This is a genomic window from Pseudomonas tohonis (genome assembly GCF_012767755.2).
In the GTDB taxonomy this organism is placed as follows: Bacteria; Pseudomonadota; Gammaproteobacteria; order Pseudomonadales; family Pseudomonadaceae; genus Metapseudomonas; species Metapseudomonas tohonis.
In genome coordinates, this window is the sequence record NZ_AP023189.1 from 4,647,924 (window position 1) to 4,667,664 (window position 19,741).

At 69.1% G+C, this 19,741-nt stretch carries 16 protein-coding genes; 8 read left to right on the top strand and 8 right to left on the bottom strand.

Annotated features, from left to right (window positions below; translation table 11 throughout):
- Positions 1–50: 50 nt before the first annotated feature.
- The 6 genes from HSX14_RS31430 to pedF all read right to left on the bottom strand — a co-directional run bounded on the left by HSX14_RS31430 (position 51) and on the right by pedF (position 8,124).
- Complete coding sequence (locus HSX14_RS31430) at positions 51–2,759, bottom strand: ATP-binding protein (protein ID WP_173172425.1); 2,709 nt, start codon at positions 2,757–2,759, stop codon at positions 51–53.
- 141 nt (positions 2,760–2,900) lie between these two features.
- Positions 2,901–4,679, bottom strand: a complete 1,779-nt coding sequence (locus tag HSX14_RS21030) for a PQQ-dependent methanol/ethanol family dehydrogenase (RefSeq protein WP_173172423.1) — start codon at positions 4,677–4,679, stop codon at positions 2,901–2,903.
- A gap of 407 nt (positions 4,680–5,086) precedes the next feature.
- Positions 5,087–6,013, bottom strand: coding sequence for a quinoprotein relay system zinc metallohydrolase 1 (locus HSX14_RS21035; RefSeq protein WP_173172421.1), 927 nt, complete (start codon positions 6,011–6,013; stop codon positions 5,087–5,089).
- Between the two features lie 2 nt (positions 6,014–6,015).
- Positions 6,016–6,771, bottom strand: coding sequence for a quinoprotein dehydrogenase-associated SoxYZ-like carrier (locus HSX14_RS21040; RefSeq protein WP_173172419.1), 756 nt, complete (start codon positions 6,769–6,771; stop codon positions 6,016–6,018).
- A 31-nt stretch (positions 6,772–6,802) separates the two neighbouring features.
- Positions 6,803–7,681, bottom strand: a complete 879-nt coding sequence (locus HSX14_RS21045) for a substrate-binding periplasmic protein (RefSeq protein WP_173172417.1) — start codon at positions 7,679–7,681, stop codon at positions 6,803–6,805.
- Between the two features lie 5 nt (positions 7,682–7,686).
- Positions 7,687–8,124: a cytochrome c-550 PedF gene (gene pedF, locus HSX14_RS21050; RefSeq protein ID WP_173172415.1), complete on the bottom strand. Its 438-nt coding sequence runs from the start codon at positions 8,122–8,124 to the stop codon at positions 7,687–7,689.
- A gap of 309 nt (positions 8,125–8,433) precedes the next feature.
- Here pedF and exaA point away from each other — a divergent pair, with 309 nt between their 5' ends.
- The 3 genes from exaA to HSX14_RS31435 all read left to right on the top strand — a co-directional run bounded on the left by exaA (position 8,434) and on the right by HSX14_RS31435 (position 12,488).
- Positions 8,434–10,305, top strand: coding sequence for a quinoprotein ethanol dehydrogenase (gene exaA / locus HSX14_RS21055; RefSeq protein ID WP_173172413.1), 1,872 nt, complete (start codon positions 8,434–8,436; stop codon positions 10,303–10,305).
- Positions 10,306–10,361: 56 nt separating this feature from the next.
- On the top strand, positions 10,362–11,039 hold the full coding sequence (locus tag HSX14_RS21060; protein WP_173172411.1) for a pentapeptide repeat-containing protein: 678 nt from the start codon (positions 10,362–10,364) through the stop codon (positions 11,037–11,039).
- A gap of 132 nt (positions 11,040–11,171) precedes the next feature.
- Entirely contained in the window at positions 11,172–12,488 is a 1,317-nt protein-coding gene (locus HSX14_RS31435) for a methyl-accepting chemotaxis protein (protein WP_173172409.1), read from the top strand.
- 664 nt (positions 12,489–13,152) lie between these two features.
- On the opposite strand, the gene HSX14_RS21070 is transcribed toward HSX14_RS31435, so the two are convergent.
- The gene (locus HSX14_RS21070; protein WP_173172407.1) at positions 13,153–13,788 is read right to left on the bottom strand and encodes a response regulator; all 636 of its coding nucleotides are present in this window, start codon (positions 13,786–13,788) and stop codon (positions 13,153–13,155) included.
- Positions 13,789–13,807: 19 nt separating this feature from the next.
- Positions 13,808–15,058, bottom strand: coding sequence for a HAMP domain-containing sensor histidine kinase (locus HSX14_RS21075; RefSeq protein WP_173172405.1), 1,251 nt, complete (start codon positions 15,056–15,058; stop codon positions 13,808–13,810).
- A gap of 272 nt (positions 15,059–15,330) precedes the next feature.
- Here HSX14_RS21075 and HSX14_RS21080 point away from each other — a divergent pair, with 272 nt between their 5' ends.
- The 5 genes from HSX14_RS21080 (at position 15,331) to HSX14_RS21100 (ending at position 19,712) form a co-directional block, all read left to right on the top strand.
- On the top strand, positions 15,331–16,545 hold the full coding sequence (locus tag HSX14_RS21080) for an ABC transporter substrate-binding protein (protein ID WP_173172403.1): 1,215 nt from the start codon (positions 15,331–15,333) through the stop codon (positions 16,543–16,545).
- 23 nt (positions 16,546–16,568) lie between these two features.
- Positions 16,569–17,537 carry a YVTN family beta-propeller repeat protein gene (locus HSX14_RS21085; protein ID WP_173172401.1) on the top strand — a complete coding sequence of 323 codons (969 nt, stop codon included), beginning with the start codon at positions 16,569–16,571 and terminating at the stop codon, positions 17,535–17,537.
- Positions 17,534–18,265, top strand: a complete 732-nt coding sequence (locus tag HSX14_RS21090) for an ABC transporter ATP-binding protein (RefSeq protein ID WP_173172399.1) — start codon at positions 17,534–17,536, stop codon at positions 18,263–18,265. The genes HSX14_RS21085 and HSX14_RS21090 overlap by 4 nt, the downstream gene beginning before the upstream one ends.
- Entirely contained in the window at positions 18,262–19,059 is a 798-nt protein-coding gene (locus tag HSX14_RS21095; RefSeq protein WP_173172397.1) for an ABC transporter permease, read from the top strand. Before HSX14_RS21090 ends, HSX14_RS21095 begins: the two co-directional genes overlap by 4 nt.
- Before the next feature lie 107 nt (positions 19,060–19,166).
- Entirely contained in the window at positions 19,167–19,712 is a 546-nt protein-coding gene (locus HSX14_RS21100; protein WP_228723474.1) for a PQQ-dependent catabolism-associated CXXCW motif protein, read from the top strand.
- Positions 19,713–19,741 lie beyond the last annotated feature (29 nt).

Below are 19,741 nucleotides of genomic sequence, written 5' to 3' on the forward strand. Positions count from 1 at the left end.
TGTTTCGGACCGGCGCGGATTCTGACTCAAAGCGGCGACGGCTCGCCACCTCATGCGTCAGTTCGCCTCATGGCGGCCTCGACCGCGAGCCGATCCTCGAGCAGCGCCAGGTGGCGGTCGAGCACCGCCAGCAACGCCGGGACCTGCTCCGCCCGACGGGTGCGCTCCGCCGCCTGGGCCAGTTGATCGAGCCCGAAGTTGAGCGTGCTGCCCCGCAGGCGGTGGCACAGCGCTTCCAGTTGCTCGGTGCCCTGCCCGCCATCGGGCAGCGAGGCGAGCGACGCCCGTATCTCGCGCAACGAGGTGCACAGGGTCGGCAGGAGGCGGTCGAACAGCGCGGCGCCGAGCCAGCCCCGCAGCATCGCGAGGCGCTCCCTCGAGATCGCCTCGGCCTGCTGTCCCGCCACCGGGGCGGGCGTCTCCCAGCGCTCCAGGACGGCCAGCAAGGCCTCGCGATGCAGGGGTTTGGCCAGCACGCCGGCCAGCCCGGCCTCCCGGCACTGCTGGGGGTCCAGGTCACCCGCGTTGGCGGTCAGGGCCAGGAGCAGCGGCCTGGGCTCGCGGGCCCCTTCGAGGATCCTGCGGCTGGCGGCGAGCCCGTCGATGTCGGGCAGGCGCATGTCCATCAGCACCAGGTCGTAGGGGGCGGCCAGGCAGGCGGCGACCGCTTCGAGGCCGGAGCTGGCCGTGCCGACCTGGCAGCCCCAGCTCTGCAGCAACTCGGCGGTCACCAGGCGGCTGACGTCCACGTCCTCCACCAGCAGCACGCGCATGCCTTGCAGCAGGGCGACTTCGTCCGCGTCCGGCTCGGGCTCGCCGACCTCCGGCCACGGCAACGCCAGGCGGATGGCGGTGCCACGCCCGGGTGCACTGTCCAGGGTCAGCTGCCCGCCGATCAGGGCGGCCAGCCGAGCGCTGATGTAGAGCCCCAGGCCGATGCCGGGCCGGTCGGAAAGCGGGTCCCGCACGAAGGCGTCGAAAATGCTGGCCTGCAGCTCGGGACGGATACCGGGCCCGGTGTCCCTGACTTCGATGGCGATGCCCTCGCCGGTCTTGTCCAGGCGGATGACCACCTCCCCGCTGTCGGTGAACTTCAGGGCATTGCCCAGCAGGTTGAAGAGGATCTGCCGCAGCGGCTTCGGGTTGCCCAGCACGAAGGCCGGCAGGTCGGCCGCGCAGGCCGTCGACAGCCGCAGGGCGCGTGCCTCGGCCTGGGGCTGGAAGATCGAGGCGCACTCCTCGGCCAGCCGCCCGGGGGAGAAGGCCTGGGCCGCAGGCAGCTCCAGCTTCTCGGCGCGGCTGAGCAGCATCAGGCCGTCGAGCACGTCGGTGAGGCTCTGCGCCGCGGTCCGTACCGTCTCGATGCGCTGCTGCTGGCGGCCGTCCAGCCCGCCCTGGTCGAGGAGCTGGAGATGCCCCTGGATCGCGACCAACGGCGTGCGCAGCTCGTGGCTGAGCATCGCCTCGCGTTCCAGGGACTGCTGCGCCTCGTGCAGCGCCTGGTCGCGGGCCACGGCCAGCGCCCGGGTACGCTCGTCGACCCGGGCCTCCAGCGAGGCGTTGAGGCGCTGGAGGTCGTCGCGCAACTGGTTGCTGTGCTGCAGCGCGGCGACAACGCGGCTCCCCACCACCAGGCCGTGGGAGAGGAGGAAAAACAGCACCCCTACCGGGATGAGGTTGAGCGTCGAGACGCTGAAGGAGTACATCAGCAGGTCGTTGATGATGGTGGCATCCATCACCACCATCCCCAGCAGCACGCCCATGGCGCCCGCCCGGCGACGCCTGGCGGCCAGCAGCAGGGCGCCGAGGAAGTACAGCTCGCTGAGCAGCAGCCACAGGGCACAGGGGTCGCGCAGCAGGGTGAAGAAGGAAGCGGGCAGCAGCAGCGTCAGGGCGGCACCGAGCGCCCCTACGCAGGCCAGCAGCGCCACGATCCGCCGGGACAGCTCCCCCGGGAACAGGCGCAGCAGGAGGAAACCGTAGGCCGGCGCGAACAGGTGCCCGGACAGGTACTCGATGCGATAGATCCAGAGCGCCGGCCATTGGAGGTAGTGGTCCAGCAGCTCACCGCTGGAGGCCGCGCGCATCCCGGCCAGCACCAGCATGGCGGCCAGCGGCGCCCCCCCCAGCGAGCGCGCCGCGCTGCGGTCGAGCAGGCCCATGAACAGCGCCATCATGAAGGCCGCGCCGACGGTCAGCAGGTAGAGGGCACGCTGCCGGCTCGCGTCCATCTGCAGCGTCTGCAGGGTGCCGGCCCTGACGGCCATGTCGATGCCGCCCTCGTGGTGGAAGTGGTTGGACAGTTCGATGCGGATGTCCACCTGCGTGTGCCCCAGGGGCAGGGGCACGATGGCCGATTGCAGGCGCGGCACCTCGTCCTGCGCATCGCCCGGCCGCCCGCGCTCCAGCACCAGGGCACCGTCGACCCAGACCCGCGCCGCCGACTTGAAGTCATCGAAGTACAGCGCGAGCTGGCGGGTGTGGGCGGGCAGCATCAGTTGGCTGCGCAGCTCCACCCGGCCGAACCCCACCTCCCCCCAGAACCTCGGGGTGCCCTTGCCCCAGGTGAAGGGGATGCGCACCTGCTGCTCGGCGCGCTCCGGCTCGATCCAGGTCAGCCGCCAATCGCCCTCCAGCGCGTGCATGGGCTGCAGCTCGGGGTTCCAGTCACGCAGGTCGATGGGCGCGGCGGCCTGCGCCGGTGCGGCGAGCAGCCACGACAGCAGGAAGAGGCAGGGAAGCAGGCTGAGACGGATCACGAGCGAGGCGCTCCTCGGGACGAGAGGCCGGCACGCAACGCTGACGGCGGGGAGCGCAGTCTAGGGGATGAGGAGGCAGGCTGTGAATCCGCCCTGCCGGGGTGGGCAGAGCGCGGCGGCAAGGGCCGCCGCGCACGTCCGTCAGCGCTTGGCCACCAGGTCCTTGGGCAGCTTGAAGGTCCAGATCATGCCGCCCTGGTCCAGGTCCTTGATGCGCTTGGCCACCTCGCCGCCCCACAGCGGCACGGCGCCGCCCCAGCCGGAGACCACGGTGACGTACTGCTCGCCGTCCATCTCCCAGGTGACCGGGGAGGCGATCACGCCGGAGCCGGTGTTGAACTCGTAGAGTTTCTTGCCGGTCCTGGCGTCGAAGGCCATGAGGAAGCCTTCCGGGTTGCCAGTGAACACCAGGTTGCCCTTGGTGGCCAGCACGCCGCCCCACAGCGGCGCGTAGTTCTGGTAGCGCCAGACTTCCTTGCCGGTCTTCGGGTCGATGGCGCGCAGCACGCCGATGTAGTCCTCGTTCAGCGGCTTGATGGTGAAGCCCGCGCCCAGGTAGGCCGCGCCCTTCTTGTAGGTCACGCCCTCGTTCCACATGTCCATGCCCCACTCGTTGGAGGGCACGTAGAACAGGCCGGTGTCCTGGCTGTAGGCCATGGGCATCCAGTTCTTGCCGCCGAGGAAGGACGGCGCGACGAACACCGAGGTGCCCTTCTTCGCGTCACCCGGGGCACCGGGGCGGTGGGCGTCGTCGTAGATGGGCCGGCCGTTCTTGTCCAGGCCCTTGGCCCAGGTGACCTTGTCGACGAAGGGGAAGCCACGGATGAATTTGCCGTTGGTGCGATCGAGCACATAGAAGAAGCCGTTGCGGTCGGCGGTGCCGGCGGCCTTGATGGTCTTGCCGCCGTCCTGGTAGTCGAAGGACACCAGCTCATTGACGCCGTCGTAGTCCCAGCCGTCGTGCGGGGTGGTCTGGAAGTGCCACTTGATCGAGCCGTCCTCCGGGTTCAGCGCCAGGCGCGAGGAGGAGAACAGGTTGTCGCCGGGGCGCAGGTGGGAGTTCCACGGCGAGGGGTTGCCGGTGCCGATGAACAGCGAGTCGGTGCTCGGGTCGTAGTAGCCGCCCAGCCAGGGTGCGGCGCCGCCGGTCTTCCACAGGTCGCCCGGCCAGGTCTTGCCCGCTTCGCCGCCGGAGATGCCGTTCTCGATCGCCTTGCCGTCCTTGTAGACGTAGCCCATGTGGCCTTCCACGGTGGGGCGGCTCCACAGCAGGTTGCCGGTTGTGGGGTCATAGGCCTCGATCTTGCCGACCACGCCGAACTCGCCGCCGGCGACGCCGGTGATCAGCTTGCCCTTGGCGATCAGCGGTGCGGCGGAGATGGAGTAGCCGGCCTTGTAGTCGGCCACGGTCTTCTTCCACACCACCTTGCCGGTGTCCTTGTTCAGCGCCACCAGCTTGGCGTCGAGGGTGCCGAAGATCACCAGGTCGCCGTACAGGGCCACGCCCCGGTTGATCACGTCGCAGCAGGGCATGACGCCGTCGGGCAGGCGCGCGTCGTACTGCCAGAGCTTCTTGCCGGTGCGCGCGTCGGCGGCGAACACCCGCGAGTAGGAGGCGGTGACGTACATCACGCCGTCCTTGATCAGCGGCTGCGCCTGCTGGCCGCGCTGCTTCTCGCCACCGAAGGACAGCGCCCAGACCGGGCGCAGTTCCTTGACGTTGTCGGTGTTCAGCGTGTCCAGCGTGCTGTAGCGCTGGCCCTGCTGGTTGAGGCCGTTGACCACGATCTGGTCATTGCGCTTGCCGGCATCGCTGATGTCCTGGTCGGTGACGCCCGCCCAGGCAGACAGGCTGGCGAGGGTCATGGCGGCGAACAGCGCCGTGCGGACGAAAGGCTGGGTGAAACCGGTGGGGTTCATTGCGGCTACCTCTGCGGGCTTGTTGTTGTCATCCGGGAAAATTTCCCGGTCTGCCGCGAATTCTTGGTTCGCCCGCCCTCCCCGCCAATTCACCTCAGTGCGGAGATTCGTAGTTCCTTGGTAGCAATACCGGGCCGCACGGTTCGAGGGGCGCAAGGGGAGGCACAGGGTGGGCGTGGGTGAGTGGGTGGGCGTAGGGTGGGCTTCAGCCCACCGCTGCCAGGCCCAGGCACCGAACGATCGGGCATGACGACGTGCCCCCACCCGACTCCGTCTGGTGGAGGTAAGAAGCGACCTCCACCCTACGCCCCGGGGGTACGCCTGCGCGGGGTGGGAACGCAGAACAGCTAGGGTGGACGACGCTTAACCCGTCCAACCTGCGGAGCGCGTCGCGGCACCGCTGCGCCTCACTCAGCCAATGGCAGGCGCTCGCGCTCGTAGCGCGGGTAGAGATGGCTGACGCTGCGCACCAGCTCGTAGCGGGTCAGGCTGATGCCGGCGAAGCGCTCGGGGATGGGCGCGCGGATGAGTTCGTTCATTTCCGCGCCGCGCTTGGCGCCGTCACGCAACAGGCCGTCGAGCCAGCCGAGGTAGTCGCGCATCTGGGCGAAGATCGCATCGTCGCGGGCCACCGGGCCGTGGCCGGGCACCAGCAGTTTCCAGGGCAGCGCCTGGAGCTGGTCGAGGTCGGCGAGCCAGGTGTCCAGCCCCGGGCTGTTGGGGGTGGTGAGGGCGCGCTGGTAGAACAGAAGGTCGCCGCCGAAGAGCACGCCGGTGCGCTCGTCGAGGATCGCCAGGTCCGCCCCGGTGTGGCCGCGCAGGGCCAGCAGGCGCAGCGGGTGGCCGCCGATGGTAAGGGTACCGGGGGTGACGGCTTCGGTGGGCAGAAGCACCTCGGTGCCGCGCATCCAGTCGCCCACCAGGCGATACATGTTCTCGGCCATGGCATCGCCCTGCTGGCGCAGCAGTTCGGTGGTGCCGGGCAAGGCGGCGATGGGCACGTCGGCGAAGGCCTGGTTGCCCAGCGCGTGGTCCGGGTGGTGGTGGGTGATCAGCACCCGGACCACCGGCTGCGGGGTGACCCGCGCGATGGCCTGGCGCATCGCCTCGCCGTAGCGCCTGGAGGGGCCGCTGTCGATCACCACCACGCCGTCGTCGGTGACGATGAAGGCGGTGTTGACCACGTTGCCGCCGTTGCCCGCCGCGAAGTTGTCGGTGCTGCCTTCCAGCAGCCAGGTGCCTTCGGCGATCTGCCGGGGTTGCAGGTGGTAGTCCAGCTCCGCGCGGGACAGCAGCGGCAGCACGACGAGGAAAACCAGCACGAGCAGGCGCATGCCTAGAGCCCTCCTTCGAATTCGTTGCCGTTGTTGTCGCGCAGCCACAGGCGCGCGCCTTCGTGGCCCTTCAGGTCCAGGCTGATGGTGGGGTTCTCGGCCACGGCCGGGAACAGCTCCAGGGTGGCCAGGGGCTTGCCGGCGGCGTCGCGCAGTTCGGCCTGGTTGAGGAAGAACTCGGGGATGCCGCCCACCAGGCCGTTGTCCATCGGGTGGTCGACGCGCAGGCGCAGGCGTTCGTCGTCACCCAGGGGGAAGCGCGCGGCGTGGATCTGCCCCAGGCGATCCTCCCAGCCGGGTTGCGCGCGCACCACGCTGGGCGCGGTGCAGCCGCCGCCGGCGGCATCGATCCAGGCCGAGCCGATGTGCCACACCCCGTCCTCGGTCAGCGCCGCCGCGCGGATCGGCGTGGCCTGCTCGATGCGGATGCGGATCGCCACCACCGGCAGCACGGCATCGCCGGGGCGGAAGTCGAACACCCGGGGAATGGGGTTGAGCTCGGCCCAGGCCATGACCCGCGTCACCTTGCCCGGTAGCGCCCGGGCGTCGACCTGGATCGGCACCTGACGGGCGTCCTCGGCGAAGGGCGGCGCAAGCAGCGCTACGCGGTCGTCGAAGACATAGGGCGCGCCACCGAGGATGCGCTGGTGGTGGAATTCCCACATCACCGAGGGCATCGGGTCCTTGCCCGGGTCGGGCGCGGCGAGGGCCTGGGCCCCCAGGCACAGCCCCAGCAGCAGCGTGTTCAGGTGGCGCATGGCGGTTCTCCCTGGCAGGCCGGGGCCCGCCTCATTGCACGTCCTGGTAGAGGCCGGGCAGCTCGTAGGTCAGCCCGTAGCGGGCGTAGAGGGCGGCCAGCCGGCCATCGCGGACCATCGCCTCCACCTCCATGTCCAGCGCGTTGGAAAGCTGGCGGTTGGACTCGTGCACCGCCATGCCGATGTCCCACAGGGGCTGGCCGAGGTTGGGGTAGGTGTTGTCGGAGGACTTCAGCGCCGGGTCGGCGGCCTCGTGCAGCAGCCACTGCAGCTCGCCGCGCAGGGCCATCACCGCATCCACCTCGGCGCCCTGCAGGGCGGCGAAGGCGGCGGCCGGGCTCGGGTAGTGGCGGGTGTTGGCGCTGAGCTGGCCGTTGAACACCGAGGTCAGGTAGAAGGACGGCACGCTCTCCAGCTCGACCCCGATGGGGTGCAGGCGGAACACGCCGATGCTGTCCACCACCGGCAGGCGCCGGGTGTCGTGCACCAGGTGCCAGCGCTCGCGCTGGTAGGGGGCGAAGATCACCACCTGCTCGTTGACCAGCTCGCCCACGTCGTTGCGCCGCGCCGTGTAGTCGCGGTCGTAGGGCACGCGCAGCATCACGTCCGCGAGCAATTTGGGGCGCAGGTAGTGGCCCTTCCAGATGTAGTTGCGCAGGTCGTCGTCGAGCTTCTCGCCGGGGATCACCCAGATCAGCTCGGCCTTGAGCCCCAGCGCTTCGGCCAGGGCATTGGCCAGGTCGACGTCGACGCCGCGCGCCTGGCCGTCCTGCTGGAAGCTGTAGGGCGGGAAGTTCTCGTAGACCGCGACCTTGAGCACCCCGGAGGCGACGATGTCGTCATAGGGGCGTACCTGCGCCTGCGCCAGCGGCAGGCACAGCAACCAGCACAGCAGGGCGAGCAGGCGCATGGCGATCACTCTTCGACGTGGACGCTTTCCAGGTAGGAGCGGATGGCCCAGAGCGCTTCCTGGCTGAGGAAGTCGGCCATCTTCGGCATGTACACCGCGCCGTCGCGCACCGCGCCGTTGATCACGCGCTCCTTGAACCACTCGTCGCCGTCGGCGCTGATTTCGAGCAGGCGCAGGTCGGGGGCGATGCCGCCGGACTTGGCTTCCAGGCCGTGGCAACGCGCGCAGTTCTGGTTGTAGGCCGAGGCGCCGATCTCCACCGCCAGGGCGTTCTTCTCATAGGGCGCGCGATAGGGGTTGGTATCGCGCCATTCCTTGCCCAGGGGCTCCAGGCCATCGGTATTGACGGCCTGCGGCACGACATCACCATGGGCCAGGGCAAGACCGGTGAGGCTCAGACCGGCAAGGAACATCAGGCCACGCAGGGCGTTGTGCTTATTCATGACTTCCATCCTCTTCGAGATGCTGGGCAAGGCGAACGCTCGGCAGGAGCGTGGTGACGAGGATGGTAAGGAGCGCCCGTGCAGGGCCGAATGCTGCTTTGGTGGCCGCGCCCTACTCCCTTGGTAGCAAGCCGGGCGGAGGTGTATCGAGGCGCTTTGGCAGCGGTTCCAAGTCATGCCCGCACTGGGAAGTTTTCCCGGCAAGCGCGGGAGTTTTTCCGTATCCCGCAGGCGGTGGCGCTTCCAGTATTCGAAGCGCCAGGACGCCAGGTGGCGCACTGGTCCACAACGACCACGGGAACCGCACACATGACAACAAGATCGCACCCCCAACCTGCCAGCCCGCTCAGCCTCGCCATCAAGGGCCTCCTGCTCGCCGGCGGCCTCGCCGCCAGCGCCGGCGCCTTCGCCGCCAACGTGACCTGGGAAGACATCGCCAACGACCATGTCTCGGTCAAGGACGTGCTGCAGTACGGCATGGGCACCAACGCCCAGCGCTGGAGCCCCCTGGCCCAGGTCAACGACCAGAACGTGTTCAAGCTGGTACCGGCCTGGTCCTACTCCTTCGGCGACGAGAAGCAGCGTGGCCAGGAATCCCAGGCGATCGTGCGCGACGGGGTGATCTACGTCACCGCGTCCTATTCCCGCGTGTTCGCCCTCGAAGCCAAGACCGGCAAGCGCCTGTGGGTCTACAACCACCGCCTGCCCGACGACATCCGCCCCTGCTGCGACGTGGTCAACCGGGGCGCCGCCATCTACGGCGACAAGATCTTCTTCGGCACCCTGGACGGCCGCCTGGTGGCGCTGAACAAGGACACCGGCAAGGTGGTGTGGAACAAGAAGTTCGGCGATCACACCGCCGGCTACACCATGACCGGCGCCCCAACCCTCATCAAGGACCAGAAGACCGGCAAGACCCTGCTGATCCACGGCAGCTCAGGCGACGAATTCGGCGTGGTCGGCCAGCTGTTCGCCCGCGACCCGGACACCGGCGAGGAAGTCTGGATGCGCCCCTTCGTCGAGGGCCACATGGGCCGCCTCAACGGCAAGGACAGCACCCCCACGGGCGATGTGAAGGCGCCCTCCTGGCCGGACGACAAGAACTCCCCCACCGGCAAGGTGGAAGCCTGGAGCCACGGCGGCGGCGCCCCCTGGCAGAGCGCCAGCTTCGACGCCGAGACCAACACCATCATCGTCGGCGCGGGCAACCCCGGCCCCTGGAACACCTGGGCACGCACCGCCAAGGGCGGTAACCCGCACGACTACGACAGCCTCTACACCTCCGGCCAGGTGGGCGTGGACCCGAGCACCGGCGAGGTGAAGTGGTTCTACCAGCACACCCCGAACGATGCCTGGGACTTCTCCGGCAACAACGAACTGGTGCTGTTCGACTACAAGGGCAAGGACGGCAAGACGGTGAAGGCCACCGCCCACGCCGACCGCAACGGCTTCTTCTATGTGGTCGACCGCACCAACGGCAAGCTGCAGAACGCCTTCCCCTTCGTCGACAACATCACCTGGGCCAGCCACATCGACCTGAAGACCGGCCGCCCGGTGGAGAACGAAGGCCAGCGCCCGCCGCTGCCCGAGCCGGGCCAGAAACACGGCAAGGCGGTGGAGGTCTCCCCGCCCTTCCTCGGCGGCAAGAACTGGAACCCCATGGCCTACAGCCAGGACACCGGCCTGTTCTACGTACCGGCCAACAACTGGAAGGAGGACTACTGGACCGAGGAGGTGAACTACAAGAAGGGCTCCGCCTACCTGGGGATGGGCTTCCGCATCAAGCGCATGTACGACGACCACGTCGGCAGCCTGCGCGCCATGGACCCGACCACCGGCAAGGTGGTGTGGGAGCACAACGAGCACCTGCCGCTGTGGGCCGGCGTGCTCGCCACCAAGGGCAACCTGGTGTTCACCGGCACCGGCGACGGTTTCTTCAAGGCCTTCGACGCGAAAACCGGCAAGGAGCTGTGGAAGTTCCAGACCGGCAGCGGCATCGTCTCCCCGCCCATCACCTGGGAGCAGGACGGCGAGCAGTACATCGGCGTGACCGTCGGCTACGGCGGCGCCGTGCCGCTGTGGGGCGGCGACATGGCCGAGCTGACCAAGCCGGTGGCCCAGGGCGGCTCGTTCTGGGTGTTCAAGCTGCCGAGCTGGGACAACAAGACCGCCAGCCGCTGACCCTCCCTGGCGCGCCTACGGGCGCGCCGACTCCCCGCCACGCACCAGGAGCCGCCATGAACTACCTGCCCATGTTCCTCCCCCTGCTGATGCTGGTCGTCGGGCTCGCCTGGGCCCAGGCCCCCGCCCCGCAAGCCGAAGCCGCCCCGGACGCCGTCAAGGTGATCGACGGCTGCCGCCTGGAGCCGGAGAGCCAGTGTCCCGGCGCCGACCTGCGCAATGCCGACCTGCGCAACCTCGACCTGCACAGGATCAACCTCGCCGGGGCCGACCTCTCCGGCGCCGACCTGCGCCACGCCAACCTCGACCTGGCCAACCTGGAGAAGGCCCAGCTGGTGGGCACCAACCTGACCCGCGCCAGCCTGCAGCAGAGCAACCTGCGCCTGGCCGACCTCAGCAACGCACGCCTCGTGGCGGTACAGGGCTGGGGGCTGTTCGGCCAGGGCGCGCAGTTCAAGGGCGCCGACCTGACCGCCGCCTACCTGGAATTCGCCCGCCTCTCCGGCGCCAGGCTGCACGATGCCAACCTCAGCGCCGCCGACCTGGAAATGACCTGGCTCAGCCGCGCCGACCTCAAGGGCGCCCACCTCAACGACGCCAACCTGCAGGAAGCCAAGCTGGGCGACGCCAACCTGGAGAACGCCGACCTCAGCGGCGCCCGCCGCCACTACGCGTCGTTCCAGGGGGTGAACATGGAAGGCTGCCGGGAATGCCCCGTCGACTGGGAAAAATGATGACCAAGCGGAGCGCGTCTACACTTTTCAAGCCGCGCCCCGTCGAATTTCTCGCCAGCCCCTTAAGAAAGTACCGGCAGGGCCGATGCGCTGACCAAGCAGTTCCATACTCTCAGCCAACGGGTTCCGACCATGTTCAACACGCGCTTGAAAAAGGAGCTGGAGCACCTTCGGGAGGAAAACGCCCGGGCCCAGCAGATCAAGGAATCCATCTTCCAGGAAATGCTGGTGATGGAGATCGACCTCCAGGGTCGCATCCTGTCCGTCAACGATAACTTCCTCGATGTGCTGCAGTACCGCCCTGAGAATGTCATCGGCCGCACGCTCGAAGAGCTCATCCCACAGACCTTCCACCGCGACCCCAACTACCAGAAGATGCGCCAGGGCCTGGCCAACGGCGAGCACTTCAACGGCGCGTACCGGCTGCTCCGGGGCGACGGCCGCGAGGCCTGGCTGCGCTGCATCTGGCAACCGATCCGGGACGGGCGCGGGCAGATCCAGAGCATCGTGGTCTGCGCCAACGACCTGACCCGGACCATCGAGACCGCCAAGGAGCACGAGGGCCTCATCAACGCCCTGCTGCGCTCCACCGCCGTCATCGAGTTCAACCTCAAGGGCGAGGTGCTCAACGCCAACCACCGCTTCCTCGACGCCATGGGCTACCGCCTGGAGCAGATCAAGGGCAAGCACCACAGCGTCTTCTGCGAGCCGGAGGAGTCCAGCTCCCCCGCGTACCGGGAGTTCTGGGCCAAGCTGCTGCGCGGCGAGTTCGTCGTCGGCCGCTTCAAGCGCATCGACGCCCACGGCCGCGAAGTCTGGCTGGAGGCCTCCTACAACCCGGTGCACGACACCAACGACCAGCTCTACAAGGTGGTGAAGTTCGCCACCGTGATCACCGACCAGGTGAACCAGGAGCAGGCCGTCGCCGAGGCGGCGAACATCGCCTACAGCACCTCCCAGCAGACCGACGCCACCGCGCAGAAGGGCGCCTCGGTGGTCAGCCAGACGGTCAACGTCATGCGCCTGATCACCAACCAGGTGCAGGAAGCGGCCGAAGGCATCGAGGCGCTGGACAAGCAGTCGCAACTGATCAGCTCGATCATCAAGACCATCAGCGGCATCGCCTCGCAGACCAACCTGCTGGCCCTCAACGCCGCCATCGAGGCGGCCCGCGCGGGCGAGCAGGGCCGCGGCTTCGCCGTGGTCGCCGACGAAGTGCGCCAGCTCGCCGGGCGCACCAGCCAGGCGGCCGAGGAAATCGTCGAGGTCGTGCAGCAGAACCAGAGCCTGGCCCAGGCCGCGGTGGACAGCATGTCCAGCAGCCGCCAGCACGCCGAGGAGGGCCTCAACCTGGCCAACGAGGCGGGCTCGGTGATCGTCGAGATCCAGGACGGCGCCCAGCGCGTGGTCAGCGCCGTGGGGCAGTTCGCGAGTCAATTGAAGGGGTGAACCCGATGGCGATTAGACATTCACGTTCTTAGAACGTGGCTTTGCTTTCGACTCCTGGAAGGAGCGCACGATCAGACCTCGGCGCATACGGCCGGCGCTCACTCCGGACGTAGGGTGTGCTGCGCGCACCTCGGGCTCGCCGGAAGCACCCTGCGGCACGCGCCATCCGTAGGACGTGGTTCCCCACCTCCATATGGGATGGCTCTGTCTGCGTTAAGTGTTGCTGGAAAGTTTTTGGCCAAGCCGATTGCCGAGTTTTGCTGATGGTTTCTGTTTCGCCCCCCCGGGCGAGTCACTTTTCTCAATCGCCAGAAAAGTAACCAAAAGCGCTTGCCCCTCCATACGGGTCTGGCTTCGCCAGACTCCCCTCGCTCCATCATCGTTTCAGCGGCACGGCGTAACGGGCCATCCATGGCCCGGTACGCCTCTCGCGACATCCATGTCGCTCAACCCCTGAAACGACGATTGCGCTCGGCCTCCTGAAAGGGGCGTTTGGCCGCTGCTCCAACCTCCTCGCCAACAGCTTCATCGGTGTGCGCATCACGCTCGGGGCGCAATGGCTTGCGTGGCGTAGAGCGAAGCGAAACCCACGCGGTAGCGACAGGGCAGGCAGAGCCCATGCATTCTCGCCTACACCGGTGAAGCTGCAGGGCGCCCTGCCCCCTCACCCCACCCGCAACACCCCGGTATCGATGGCCAGGTGCACCAGCTCCGCCTGGGAGCTGACCTGCAGCTTGTTCTTCAGCATCGTCAGGTAGTTGGACACCGTCTTGGCGCTGATGCACAGGTGCTCGGCGATGCTGCGCGCGGGCATGCCGCGGGCGAGCATGGTGAAGATCTCCAGCTCGCGCTGGGTCATGCCGGAGAGACGCGGGTCGCCGGCCTGGTGCGCCGGGTGGCAGGCGAGCTGGGTGGCCAGGGGCTGCTCGATGTAGGCGTGCCCGGCGAGGATGCGCCGCACCGCCTCCACCAGCACCTCGGGCGCGGAGTTCTTGGTGATGTAGCCGGCGGCACCGGCGTCCAGCGCCTGGCGTACAAGGGGCAGCTCGTCGTGCATGCTGAAGAACAGCACGCGCAGCTGCGGCAGGCGCTGGCGCAGCCGGCGGGTGGTCTCCAGGCCGCTGATGCCCGGCAGCGAGAGGTCCATCACCACCAGGTTGGGGATGCTGTCCTGCACCAGTTGCAGGGCCTGCTCGCCACTAGCCGCCTCGCTCACCTCCACCTCGGGCAGCAGGCCGCGCAGCAGGCTGGCGTAGCCCTGGCGCACCACGGAATGGTCGTCCACCAGCAGGATCTTCATCGCAGGTTCTCCAGGTTGTTCAGGCTTCGCCCAGGGGAATGCTCAGGCGCACCAGCCAGCCACTGCCGGCACGGGTGCGCAGGCGCAGGTCGCCGCCCAGGCAGCGCGCCCGCTCCAGCATGGAACGCAGGCCGATGCCGGGCCGTGGCGGCTGCACGGCACCACGGCCGTTGTCGCCCACCAGCAGGCGCAGGCGTCGGCCGCGGCGCTCCAGGCGCACGCTCACCGCACTGGCGTCGGCGTGGCGGGCGATGTTGGTCAGGGCTTCCTGCAGCAGGCGGTAGAGATGGGCCTGGTCGGCGGCGGGCAGCACCGGCAGGTCCTCGCCCAGGTGCAAGGTGCAGTCGACGCCCTGGGCGCTGCGCCACTGCTCGGTGAGCAGCGCGACGGCCTCGCCCAGTTGCAGGCGCTCCAGGACCACGGGGTAAAGGTCGCGCACCAGCGCGCGGAAGCTGTCCTGCATGCGCTGGCAGTTGTCCTCCAGGCTGCGCAGGGTGGCACCGGCGCCCGGTGCCTGGCCGGTCATGGAGCGCAACAGCAGCAGTTGCGCGCGGATGCCGGCGAGGTACTGGCCGATGTCGTCGTGCAGGGCGAGGGCCAGGTGCTTGCGCTCGTGCTCCTGCAGCGCCAGCAGGGCGCGGGTCAGTTCGGCGTTGTCGTTGCGCACCTGCTCCAGGGTGCTGGCCATCTCGTTGAAGTGGCCGGCCAGCAGGCGCGCCTCGTGCAGCGAATGCTGGTCAAGGCGTACCGCCAGGCGGCCACGGGCGATCTCGTCGAAGCCGGCGTGCAGCTCGTCCAGCACCCGCAGGCCCCGGCGTACCGCGACGCGGATGGCCAGCAGGCTGAGGCCCAGGGCCAGGCCGAACAGCACCAGCAGCTGGATGAGGGAGTCCTCCACCTCGTCCATCTCGTCCGCCGGGTCGACGCTGATCAGCACGCGCCGGCCATCGTCCAGTTGCAGCGGCTCGCCGTATTGCTCGGCGGGCGGGAACAGCCGCGCACCGAGCCAGGCGTCCAGGCCGCGCGGTTGCGGGGGCGTCTCGCCCTGCCAGTGGATGCGCACATGGCGCAGGCCCCGCGCCAGCGCCGACTCCAGCGCCCTGGGGTCGCGCCGGGCGGCCTCGTGCAGGTACTCGACCACCGCGCGCGCGGCGATCATCTCGCGTTGCACGTCCTGGCTGGCCTGGCGCAGCAGTACACCGGTGCAGACCAGGGTCACCGCGGCGAAGAACAGCACCACCAGCAGGTTGATGCGGCCGAGGGTGCTCATCGCCCGGCGCCCGTCGCAGCCGCCGGTCGCGGGGAGGGGGATGGGCGAAAGCCATCCACGCCGATCAGGCTGAGGATCAGCAGCACGGGCAGCAGCAGGGTCTTGAGCACACGCATGGCCGGGCCTCCCGGTCTCGTTCTTGTGCCTCCATGCTAGGGCCTGGGGCGGGCGGCCGGGTTACTACCTTGGTACTGCCCCGGCGCTACTTTCTGCATATTTCCCAGGGCTCGGGGCGGCCCTAGGCTGGCGCTACAAGAACGGGAGCCCCCGCCATGCGTCACCTTGCGCCCTATGCCCTGACCTACCTGCTGGCCCTGGCCGCCGCCGCGCTGCTGGCCAACCACGCCGTCGCCGCCGAGGCGCGCCAGCCGCTGGAGGTACGCATCGGCTACCTCGGCTACAGCCCCGACCCGGGACCGCTGCTCTCCAACGTCATCCCCGAGCCCCGCGACGCCGGCCTGCGCGGCGCCGAGCTGGCGACCACCGACAACAACAGCACCGGGCGCTTCCTCAAGCAGCGCTACCAGTTGCTGGCGACCAACGCCGAGACCGAAGCCGGGCTGCTGGAAGCCGCACGCCAGCAACATGCCGAGGGCCTGCGCCTGTTCGTGGTCAATGCCCCGGCGCCGCTGCTGCGCCAGCTGTCGGCGGCGCTGCCGGACAGCCTGCTGTTCAACGCCGGCGCCGCCGACGACGCGCTGCGCACCGACGCCTGCCTGCCCAACGTGCTGCACAGCCTGCCCAGCCGCGCCATGCTCGCCGACGCCCTGGTGCAGTTCCTTGCCCTGCGCCAGTGGAAGCGCTGGCTGCTGGTGGTCGGCCCGCGCCCCGAGGACCAGGCCTACGCTGCCGCCCTGCGCCGCGCCGCCGGGCGCTTCGGCCTGAAGATCATCGGCGAGAAGCCCTGGACCTTCGACAACGAACAGCGCCGCAGCGCCCAGGCCGACATGCCGCTGTTCACCCAGGCCGACGACTATGACGGCGTACTGGTGGCCGACGAGCGCGGCGATTTCGGCGAATACCTGCCCTACAACACCTGGCTGCCACGCCCGGTGGCCGGCACCCAGGGCCTGGTGCCCACGGGCTGGCACAAGACGGTGGAAACCTACGGCGCGGCGCAATTGCAGAAGCGCTTCGAGGCCCTCACCGGGCGCTGGATGAACGACCGCGACTTCGCCGCCTGGGTGGCCGTGCGCAGCATCGCCAGCGCGGTGACCCGCCTGGGCGCCACCGACGCCGCCGCGATCCGCACCCTGGAGCTGTCGCCGGACCTGCCGCTGGACGGCTTCAAGGGCCGCAAGCTGAGCTACCGCCCCTGGGACGGCCAGTTGCGCCAGCCCATCGAGCTGATCCAGCCACGCGCGCTGATCAGCACCTCGCCCCAGGACGGATTCCTCCACCCCTTCAGCGAACTCGACACCCTCGGCCACGACGCGCCGGAGAGCCGCTGCCGCCTGGCCGAGGCTGCCCTGGAAGCCACGCCATGAACGCCAAGAACAAGGACCCCGCCATGCCCCGCCTCCCCCTCACCCTGCTCGGCGTCGCGCTGCTGCTGGCCAGCGGCGCCACCTTCGCCGCCACCGCTTATGTGTCCAACGAGAAGGACAACGCCATCAGCGTGATCGACATGGACACACTGACGGTCACCGCCAGCCTGCCGGTGGGCAAGCGCCCGCGCGGCCTGGCGCTGTCCAGCGACAACAGGCTGCTGTACATCTGCGCCAGCGATTCGGACACCGTGCAGGTGATGGACCTGGCCACGCGGCAGATCATCAAGGAGCTGCCCTCCGGCGCCGACCCGGAGCAGTTCGCCCTGCACCCCAACGACCGCTGGCTGTACATCTCCAACGAGGACGATGCGCTGGTCACGGTGGTCGACACCCAGAGCAGCCAGGTGCTGGCGCAGATCGACGTCGGCGTGGAGCCCGAGGGCATGGCGGTGAGCCCGGACGGCAAGTGGGCGATCAACACCAGCGAGACCACCAACATGCTGCACTGGATCGACACCTCGACCCAGGCGCTGGTGGACAACACCCTGGTGGACCAGCGCCCGCGCCACGTGGAGTTCGATCACGATGGCAAGCGCCTGTGGGCCTCGGCGGAGATCGGCGGCACCGTCACCGTGGTCGACGTGGCCACGCGCAGCATCCAGAAGACCCTGCGCTTCCAGATCAAGGGCGTGCACCCGGACAAGGTGCAACCGGTGGGGGTCAAGCTGACCCGCGACGGCCGCTACGCCTTCGTCGCCCTGGGCCCGGCCAACCATGTGGCGGTGGTGGATGCCAGGACCCTGGAAGTGCTCGACTACCTGCTGGTGGGCCGGCGCGTCTGGCACCTGGCCTTCAGCCCCGACGAGAAGACCCTGCTGGCCACCAACGGCATCAGCGGCGACGTCTCGGTGATCGACGTCGACAGCCTCAAGGTGACCCGGTCGATCAAGGTCGGCCGCTACCCCTGGGGCGTGGTGGTCGCCCCATGAACGCCCTGGACGTGGAAGGCCTGGGCTTCGACTACGGCCCACGGCGCGCGCTGGACGGCGTGAGCTTCGCCCTGGAACCGGGCCGCTTCACCGCGCTGCTGGGGCCCAACGGCGCCGGCAAGTCCACCCTGGTGGCGCTGCTCAGCCGCCTCTACGACCTGCAGCGCGGCGACATCCGCGTCGCCGGCCACTCCCTGCGCCGGCAGCCGCGCCTGGCCCTGCGCCAGCTCGGCGTGGTGTTCCAGCAGAGCACCCTGGACCTCGACCTCTCGGTGGAGCAGAACCTGCGCTACCACGCCGCCCTGCACGGCATGCCGCGCCAGCTGGCGGCCGCGCGCATCGACCAGGAGCTGGCGCGCCAGGGCCTGGGCGAACGCCGCCGCGACAGCGTGCGCGCCCTCAACGGCGGCCACCGCCGGCGCGTGGAAATCGCCCGTGCCCTGCTCCACCGCCCGCGCCTGCTGCTGCTCGACGAGGCCAGCGTCGGCCTCGACCCGGCCAGCCGCCAGGCCCTCAACCACCACGTGCGCCAGCTGTGCGACGACGAAGGCCTGAGCGTGCTGTGGACCACCCACCTGCTGGACGAAGTGCGCGGCGAGGACGCCCTGCTGGTGCTCGACCAGGGCCGCCTGGTGGCCTCGGGCACCGCCGGCGAGCTGAGTGCAACGCATGGCGGCGGCCTGGCCGGTGCCTTCGGCGAGCTCACCCGGCCGAGGGCACGGGCATGAACGCCAATGCCTACTGGCAATGCCTGCGCGGCATCGTCGGGCGCGAATGGCTGCGCTTCGTACTGCAGCGCTCACGCTTTCTCAGCGCCCTGGTGCGGCCGCTGCTGTGGCTGCTGGTATTCGCCGCCGGGTTCCGCGCGGCGCTGGGCATCGCCATCATCGACCCGTACGCCACCTACATCACCTACGAGACCTACATCGTCCCGGGGCTGGCCTGCATGATCCTGCTGTTCAACGGCATGCAGGGCTCGCTGTCGATGGTCTACGACCGCGAGATGGGCAGCATGCGCGTACTGCTCACCAGCCCGCTGCCGCGCCCCTTCCTGCTGGGTGCCAAGCTGCTGGCCACGGCGCTGGTGTCGCTGCTGCAGGTGTATGCCTTCCTCGCCATCGCCTGGCTCTACGGCGTGCAGCCACCGGCCTGGGGCCTGCTCGCCGCCCTGCCCGCGCTGCTGCTGGCGGCGCTGCTGCTCAGTGCCCTGGGGCTGCTGCTGTCGAACTTCATCCGCCAGCTGGAGAACTTCGCCGGGGTGATGAATTTCGTGATCTTCCCGCTGTTCTTCCTCTCCTCGGCGCTCTACCCCCTGTGGAAGATGCGCGAGGCCAGCGAGTGGCTGTACTGGCTGTGCGCGGCCAACCCCTTCAGCCACGCGGTGGAGCTGGTGCGCTTCGCCCTGTACGAGCGGCTCAACCCGCTGGCCCTGGGCGTCTGCCTGGGCCTGACGCTGGTCTTCGCAGTGGCGGCGGTGGCCAGCTTCAACCCACAGCACGCGGCGCTGCGCCGGGCCGGCTGAGGCGGGGAAACTACTACTTTGGTACGGGTTTTCCTCTCCAACGTAGGATTTCCAAAGGCGCGCGGCTGGCTTGTAATGCGGGCCATAAGAATAAAGAGATGCCTGCCATGCGAGTCCTCATCGCCTCACTGCTGTGCCTGCCCCTCCTGTTCCCGGCCGCCGTCCGGGCCGACGCCGAGCCGTCGCTGTTCTCCGCCGACGGCTACCGCACCGACCGCTACCGCAGCCCCACGCCCGCCGAGGCCGACCACGCCCGCACCCTGGACACCGCCGGCCTGCGCCAGCTGCTGGAACGCGACCCGCGTACGAAGCTCATCGACGTCTACCGCCGCCAGTTCCTCGAAGGCCGCTTCATCGCCGACGAACCCCACGCCAACCTGCCCGGCAGCCTGTGGCTGGCCAACACCGGCAACGGCGAGCTGGACGCGCGCTGGCAGGCCTACTTCGCCGACAACCTGCGCAAGGCCAGCCAGGGCGACCTGCAGTGGCCGCTGGTCTTCTACTGCCGTTCCGACTGCTGGTTGAGCTGGAACGCGCAACGGCGCGCGCATGCGCTGGGCTACCGCAATCTCTACTGGTACCGTGACGGCATCGACGCCTGGGAACAGGCCGGCCTGCCGCTGCAACCCGCCGAGCCCGTGCCCCTGCCCTGAATCCGCGCCCGAGAGCCCCTCCATAATCA